The sequence below is a fragment of the Longimicrobium sp. genome, assembly GCA_036387335.1.
GTDB lineage: Bacteria > Gemmatimonadota > Gemmatimonadetes > Longimicrobiales > Longimicrobiaceae > Longimicrobium.
Map to the genome: position 1 here is coordinate 1 of DASVTZ010000036.1, position 7,213 is coordinate 7,213.

The following is a 7,213-nucleotide window of genomic DNA, read 5'->3' on the forward strand; positions in this document are numbered from 1 at the left end:
CCGCAACTGGCTGTACGGGCACACCGGCCAGAAGTCCGTCGCGGTGAAGACGGTCGGGATGCCGCGCTCCACGCACGGCCCGATCAGCGCCGCCGACAGACGCGCCAGGTGGACGAAGTGGACGACATCCGGCTCCACCTCGGCCAGCAGCCGGTCGAAAGCGCGCGCGAAGAGATGGTTGTCGTAGGCGAGCTCCGTCACCACCTGCTGGTCGCCCATGGGATCGGGCGAGTGGCGGAAGCGCTCCACCCGCAGCCCGTCGTACGTGTAGCGGTCGAAGCGCTCCTCGTCGCGCAGCGGGCGCGGGTCGGGGTAGCCGGTCACCACCACCACCTCGTGGCCGCGCGCCTGGAGCTCCCTGGCGATGCCGAGCGCGATTACCTCTGTGCCAGCGGAGTAGTCGGGGAGGAACTGGTGGACGGTGACGATGATCTTCATGCGCGGAGACGACGGGTCGGACGCGGGGAAATCCACGAAAACGCCCGTCTTGCACTGGCATCATCGCAGCACGGGGGCGTTCGTGTCAACCGCCCGGGGAGCGCGGCGCGCGCGCAGTGACGCATTACGAGCCCGCTCCCGCGCCCTCCTCCCAAAGGTAATCGGCCGCGTACGGGGCGTAGAGCGGGTCCTGGCGGAGGCTGGCCGCCTTCCCCTGGTAGCAGCGCAGCAGCTCGCGCGGCACCTGTGCCGCGGTAACTGCGCGGCCGGGCCTGGCGCGCGCGAGGAGGCGCACCAGCGGGCGCAGCCGGTTGTCCAGCGCGCGCGGCAGGTACCACCGCTCTACCCGGCGAGCGGGTCCCTGCCCGGCCCTCGCCGTCCCTTCCACAAGGGCGCGCGAGATGCGCGGGTACCAGTACAGCTCTTCGGGAGAGAGCGACGGGTTGACGCGCCCCACGTCCGTCTCGGCGTGCTCCACTCCCAGCCGCGCCTCCAGCACGGCCAGGAACCGGTGCCGGTCGTCACGAAGGAGCTCGTAGGGGAGGACGATGACGTTCTCGCCGCCGAACGCCTCCGCGTACATCCCGATCAGGTAGTCGAAGTCCAGGTGGAGGCGCTCGCCGCGCGCGCACCGGCCCACGTGCGCCGCGCACACTTCCGCGAGCGAGAGGGTTCCGCCGGTGCGGACGTACTGCGAGTAGCCGGAGTAGATCATCGCCCGGAAGCCGCGCGTGACGATCAGGATGCGGCTCCCCGGGTACAGCGTGCGCAGCGTGCCGCAGACCTCCGCCTGGCGCTCGCCGATCCGCTCGATAACGGATTCGTGGTCGCCCACCCCCTCCACCCCGAGCCCGTCCATCCCGTCGTATGGCGCGGCGAACCCCTCGCAGCTGGTGACGTGCCAGCTGAAAGGGGCGTCGGAGCGGCTGCACATCTGGTACACGGAGCGGTACCCGGCAATCCCGCCCTCCGCGTACCGGAACGCCGGGTGCCGGCTGAACCACGCCTGCAGAAAAGTGGAGCCCGCCTTGGGATATCCCACGTGGATCAGGTGGCGACGCATCGGGCTACGGCTCCGCTCGTTCGCGGGTGGGTGCGGCGCGGCCGGCTCACTCGTTCGGCCGCGGCGGCCCGCACACGTGAAAGGGCGGCACCCGCCGAGCGGGTGCCGCCCTCCGGGAGCGCCACGCGGCCGGCCGGGTTACGTGCCGCCCTGGCCGGGACGCGCGCCGGCGGGAGCGCAGGGGTTCAGCGGATCGGGCCGCGCTCTCCGGTAGCTTCCGTCGGGACAGGTGATCGCCGGGTTGGTGTGGGCGAACACGCCCAGCGGGTTCGTGTACGCGGGAGCCACCCACACGTGGATGTTCCAGCCGGTGGTGCCCACGTGCAGCGTGCCGCCTTTCGCCTTGCAGCTCGCCTCGTCCGCGTTCTTGCCGGGGACGGCGTCGAAGCTGCCGTCGCTCCGCCGCACAACGCAGATGTCGGAGTGGAGGTGCCATTGGTCGTTCGGCCCCGCGAACCCTTCCGGGTCGGCGCGGCCGCCACCGTCGGCCGGGGCGTCGTACGCGTACATGATGCCGGCGACCGACGATTCCGGCGACGTGCCGTCGAAGACGAGCGCCAGGGGGTTCAGCAGATCGTCGTCGGTGGGAACGGGTCCCTTGATCGTGCGTCCCTCGGCCACGTAATGGACGCCGGTGCCGGGGCTGAACCCCGCCACGCGGCGGTACCCCGCGGCCTCCACGTCCCGGACCGTCGGGTACTTTCTCGCCACTTCGGCCACCAGCCCGAGCTGGTGGACGAGCCGCGCGCGGGTGGCGGCCGGAAGCGCCGCCAGCGGAACGGCCGGGGCTTTCGCGCCGTGCGTGCCGTTCTGCACCGCCGCCCATCCCCGGTCGTCACCGTCGGGAAACAGGAAGGCGATCTCCGCCGCCATCGCACCGGCGTGGTGCCCGCCGTGCGCCGCCGCGGCGGGGCTGGATCCCCCCGCCTCTCCGGCGCACGCGGCGAGACCCACCGCCGCCAGCGCCCCGAGACAGCCTGAAAGGTACCTTTTCATCGATTGCTGCACACTCGGCGGGGCCATCGCGGCGGGCACGGTCGCGCGCCGCCAGCGGGGAGGATCCAGGGGGGGTGCGCTCCGGTAAGGAGCACGGCGCGAACAATATCCGTTCCGTTCGCGCGCCGTCAAGTGACGCTGGCCGCCGGGCTCCCCCTGGCGGAGCCGCCGGGGACGGCCACCTGCCGGCGGCGCGCGGAGGCTCCTGGAATGGTACTCCCGCCGCCGGGGTCAGGGAGCGGGCTCGCTCCAGCGTTTCTTGAACGCGCGGATCTCGTCCGGCGTGTAGAAATGGCTCGCGTAGCGGGCCGAGTACACCGTGTCCAGGAGCGAGGCCGGCACCCTGACCCTTTCGCGTGCCTCCCGGTAGCTGCCGCGATAGGCGTGGCCCTCGCCGGCGTTGGCGTCCGGGACCGCGCCCGCGCGGAGCCCGAAGAAGACGCCCGCCGCCTCCGGGAGGGCGTCGAAGCTTTCCTGCCGCACCAGCAGGAGCCGCGCATCCTCCCCCTCGTAGATCTGCCAGCCGCGGGCCCGGTCGAACGGCTCGGCGAAGACGTCGATGCCCAGGTTGGGCTTCACGTGCCGGTCGAACCACACGTCGAGCTCCCACCAGTGGGCGCCGCTCAGGAGCCCCGCCCGGTGCGGCTCCCTGTCCGTCAGCTGGCCGAGTGCCGAGCTCACGCCAGTCAACTCCGGGCTCTCGCTCGCGCTGAAGAACGCGTGGGACAGCCGCTGGCTCACCGGCTCCCGGGTGGAGGCGATCACGTGGACCTTGCGGGGGGCGTCGCAGCCGGCGGCGGGAGCCCTGCGCCGAAGGTGCCGGTGCGCCTCCCAGCGCTCGTTGGTGCGCCCGCGGTCCCACGCGGCGGCAGCCAGCACGCTACGCCGCCGGCCGTCGCGTTCCCACTCTTCCGGAGGGCGGCGCAGGCACAACTGGTGGCTCGTTCCACGCACGTCCGCCCGGATTCCCAGGCCCCGGACGAGCTCCACCAGGGTGTAGGTACCGGTCCTGGGGATGGTGAGGATCAGTGCCAGGTCCTCCAGCATCGGTTCCCTTCCCGCCAGACCGGCCAGGCGCTGAAGCCCCGCGGCCAGCGCGCCGCGGATCGCGCCAGCGGCCGGCGAAGACGTCGGTCCCAAGGTTCGCCGGCAGGGGGTGGGGGCGACGCGGCGAGCACGCTTGCGCGCCACCGGCGGGGTGGATTCGGGGTGGGTGCGCCCTGGCAGAGGAACACGGCGCGAACATTACCGGCTCCGTTCGCGCGCCGTCAAGTGACCTTCGCCGGCCGGACCCCGTTCCCGGCCCGGCTGAGAACGCAGCCCGCTCGTGCTCGGCGATCCGGCGGTACAGCCACCTGTCGGCGGCCCGCGGAAGCGCCTAGAATGGTGCTCCCGCCGTCTACGCCCCCACCGCTCACGAACCGCAGGCCCCCGCGTTGAATCCATTCCCGAGCTTGCACCGCGTGGCGGCCAGCGTCACCCGGCGGATCGCGCCACAGTGGGGGCAGGTGCTCTTCTTCCTCCCCGGCGGGTCTGGCGCGTGGCCCGGCATGGGGCAGTACCTGTACCGCCACGAGCCCGCCTTCCGCGCCGCCGTCGACGAGGCTTCGTCCGTCGTGGAAGAGGTGCTCGGATGGTCTCCGGCGCCGTCGTTCCGGGGCGGCGGCGACGCCCCCGCCGCGACCCCCGAGCTGGCCCGCCGCGATGAAATCGTCCGGCTCGGCGTGATGCAGATCGGGCAGGTGGACCTCTGGCGCGAGCAGGGGATCGAGGCCGGAGGCGTCCTCGGATTGAGCCTGGGCGAGATGGTGGCGCCGTACGCGGCCGGCGCCCTGTCGCGCGCGGACTGCGCCCGCGTGATCGCGGCGGTGTCGCACGCCATCTCGCTCACGCGCACGCCGGAGCGGATGTTCGTGCTGAAGGCGACCGCTGCGGAGGCGGCGCGCCTCTGCCGCACCGCCCCCGCGCGCCTCGACTACCTGGGCGGCTCCGCGCCGGGAACGGCCGTGGTGCTCTCGCGCGAGGCGGACGCGGACGCGATCCGCGCCTTTCTGGGCGGCTTCGTGGAGCGCGAGAGGCCGACGGAGTGGAGCTACCACACGCCGCGCCTGCACGTGGACCGCGCCTGGCTGGCGGAGCAGCTCCGCGGCATCACGACGCTCGCCGCGCGCTGCCCGGTCTACTCCTCCGCCGCGGGGGGCGAGATTCCGCCGGGCTCGCCCTTCGACGCGCGCTTCTTCGGGTGGATGGTGAGCCGTTCCTTTCACCTGAACCAGGCCGTGTCGGCGGCGCTGGACCGGGGGTTCGACACCGTCGTCCAGCTGGGGGCGCAGCACGGGGCCCACGCCGGCATCGAGGCCGCGGCCACCGCGCGGGGCGGCCGGGTGCGCTTCATCAACTCGATGCACCCGGAGCGCGAGGCGGACTCGTGGGCGCACGCCCGGCGGCAGGCGCGAGGGCTCCGCGCGATGCCCCGCCCCGCGCCGGCGCCCGTGTCGGCCCGCACGGTGGACTTCGCGGACCCCTCCGTCCGGGCCGACCTGTTCGGCGTCTACCGGGCGCTCCGTGCGCAGGGGAGCGTCCACTTCATCGTTCGCGACGGAAGCTGGCTGGTCCTGCACCACGCGGACGTCTTGGGCGCTCTCGCAAGGCACGGCAGCTTTTCCAGCGCGCTGGAGGTGATGCGGGACGCGGACCCGGTGCTCCTGGGAAGCGACCCCCCGGAGCACACGGCGGCGCGGCGGCTCGTGTCCCGCCACTTCACGGCCGCCGCGCTCGAGCACCGCGTGGAGCTGGGCGAGCGAACCGCGGCGGGGCTGCTGCAGCCGCTGCTGGAAGGGCGCGAGGTGGAGGTGGTGCACGGCTTCGCCATCCCGTTCGCGCACGCCATCGGGGCGGACGTGCTCGGGATGGATCCCCGCGCGGCCGTCGCGCTGGTGGAGCCGCGCCACGCCGCGGAGGGAAACACGCAGCGGCTGTTCACCGAGCTGCGGGAGCCGCTGGACGCGGTGGCGGGCGAAACCGCCGTGTACCGCGCGCTGAGGGAGGAGGGGCTCGGCGACGAGGCGGCGCGCAGCCTGGTCCGGCTCCTCTGGATCGCGGGCACCGACACGCTGGCGCGCGTCCTTCCCTCGGCCGTTCTCCTCCTCGTCCGGCACGACGAGGTGCGCGCCCGCATCGCCGCCGAGCCCGCGCTGGCGGAGCGCTTCGCGGACGAAGTGTTCCGGCTGAGCCCTCCGGAGCACACCATCGTCCGTGTGGCCAACGAGGAGGTGAAGCTCGGCGGGGCCACGATCCCCGCGGGCGCGGTGGTGCGCCTCTCGCTGGCCGCCGCAAACCGCGACCCGGCCCGCTTCGCCGATCCGGACGCCATCCGCCTGGACCGGCCCCCGGGCGCCCACCTCGCCTTCGGCGGCGGGGTGCACCGCTGCATCGGCGCAGCGCTCGCCCGCGCGCAGACCGCCGTCGCCGTGCGGACGCTGCTCCGCCTGGCGCCCGGCTTCCGCGCCCTCCAGCCGCTGTCGACGGTGCGCCACACGGCGGCGGGGATCCAGCAGCTGGTGATCGAGCGATGATGCGCGCCGCACCGGTCCCGCCCGACCTGCTGGAGCAGATCCGCCAGAAGGAGCGGGAGCTGGAATCCCTGCGCAGCGGGCGGGCCGCCTGGGAGGGCGCCTACGAGCGAGCCGCCAAGCGCGACGACAGCTTCACCAGCGTGAGCGGGGTGGAGGTGGAGCCGCTCTACACCCCGCTGGACCGCCCCGAGCCGTCTCCCGGGGAGGCGCGTTACTACAACGAGAAGGTGGGGCTCCCGGGCGACTTCCCGTTCACGCGCGGGCCGTACGGCACCATGTACCGCACGCGGCTCTGGACGATGCGCCAGGCGGCGGGCTTCGGCACCGTGGAAGAGAGCGCCGCGCGCTACAGGTACCTGCTCGACCGCGGCCAGACCGGCCTCTCCGTCGTGTTCGACTTCCCCACGCTGATGGGCTACGACAGCGACCATCCGCGCTCGCTGGGTGAGGTGGGCAGGTGCGGCGTGGCCATCTCGTCGCTCGACGACATGGAGACGCTCTTCGCCGGGATTCCGCTGGACCAGGTCTCGGTGTCGATGACCATCAACGGGCCGGCCATCATCCTCTTCGCCTTCTACATGGTGGCGGCGGAGAAGCAGGGCGTCCCCTTCCACAAGCTGCGCGGCACCGTCCAGAACGACATCCTCAAGGAGTACCAGGCGCAGCACGCGTGGGTGTACCCGCCGGAGCCGGCGCTGCGGCTGGTGATCGACATGTTCGAGTGGGCGTCGAAGAACGCGCCCAGGTACAACCCGATCTCCATCAGCGGCTACCACATCCGCGAGGCGGGCGCGACAGCCGTCCAGGAGCTCGCCTACACGCTGCGCAACGGCTTCGAGTACGTGGAGCGCGGGGTGGCGCGCGGGATGGACGTGGACGACTTCGCGCCGCGGCTCTCCTTCTTCTGGGACGTGCACAACGACTTCTTCGAGGAGATCGCCAAGTTCCGCGCCGGCCGCCGCATCTGGGCGCGCCACCTGCGCGACAAGTACGGCAGCAAGAACCCGGAGAGCTGGCGCCTGCGCACCCACGCCCAGACGGCCGGCGTGACGCTGACGGCGCAGCAGCCGGAGAACAACATCGTGCGCGTGGCCTACCAGGCGATGGCGGCGGTGCTGGGCGGCACGCAGTCGCTGCACAC

6 protein-coding genes are annotated in these 7,213 nt (G+C 72.9%); 2 read left to right on the forward strand and 4 right to left on the reverse strand.

Annotated elements, in window-relative coordinates; translation table 11 throughout:
- The 4 genes from VF647_03280 to VF647_03295 form a co-directional block, all read right to left on the reverse strand.
- A partial coding sequence (locus VF647_03280) for a glycosyltransferase (protein HEX8451090.1) occupies window positions 1-438 on the reverse strand: 438 nt, incomplete at its 3' end.
- A 124-nt stretch (window positions 439-562) separates the two neighbouring features.
- Entirely contained in the window at window positions 563-1,501 is a 939-nt protein-coding gene (locus VF647_03285; GenBank protein HEX8451091.1) for a hypothetical protein, read from the reverse strand.
- Window positions 1,502-1,639: 138 nt separating this feature from the next.
- Window positions 1,640-2,497: a hypothetical protein gene (locus tag VF647_03290; protein HEX8451092.1), complete on the reverse strand. Its 858-nt coding sequence runs from the start codon at window positions 2,495-2,497 to the stop codon at window positions 1,640-1,642.
- 231 nt (window positions 2,498-2,728) lie between these two features.
- Window positions 2,729-3,637: a putative capsular polysaccharide synthesis family protein gene (locus tag VF647_03295; GenBank protein HEX8451093.1), complete on the reverse strand. Its 909-nt coding sequence runs from the start codon at window positions 3,635-3,637 to the stop codon at window positions 2,729-2,731.
- Between the two features lie 296 nt (window positions 3,638-3,933).
- On the opposite strand from VF647_03295, the gene VF647_03300 reads away from it, so the two are divergent.
- Both VF647_03300 and VF647_03305 read left to right on the forward strand, forming a co-directional pair.
- Complete coding sequence (locus VF647_03300) at window positions 3,934-6,072, forward strand: cytochrome P450 (GenBank protein ID HEX8451094.1); 2,139 nt, start codon at window positions 3,934-3,936, stop codon at window positions 6,070-6,072.
- On the forward strand, window positions 6,069-7,213 hold a 1,145-nt coding region (locus VF647_03305), incomplete at its 3' end, for a methylmalonyl-CoA mutase family protein (protein ID HEX8451095.1). The genes VF647_03300 and VF647_03305, both read left to right, overlap by 4 nt.